The sequence below is a fragment of the Halalkalibacter lacteus genome, from assembly GCF_036663595.1.
In the GTDB taxonomy this organism is placed as follows: Bacteria; Bacillota; Bacilli; order Bacillales; family Bacillaceae_D; genus Halalkalibacter; species Halalkalibacter lacteus.
On sequence record NZ_JAWRVL010000519.1, the window covers coordinates 1 to 229 of the forward strand.

A 229-nucleotide genomic window follows, 5' to 3' on the forward strand; every position below is an offset into this window, starting at 1 on the left:
GCGTCATATCACTATTGTGCTGATCACCCATGAGATGGACGTGGTGCACGACTTGTGTCACCAGGTGGCGGTGATCGATCAGGGTGAAATCATTGAGCGCGGTCCGGTGTGGCAGGTGTACAGCGATCCGCAGCATGAGACGACGCGGCAGTTGCTTAATCCGCAATTCGGCGCGCTGCCGGAGGCCATCCAGCCGCTGCTGACGCCGCAACGTCAGGACGTGGACTCG

General features: G+C 60.3%; 1 pseudogene. It reads left to right on the plus strand.

Annotated elements, in window-relative coordinates:
- Nucleotides 1-229, plus strand: a pseudogene (locus SAZ04_RS23205) (hypothetical protein); the annotation flags it as partial.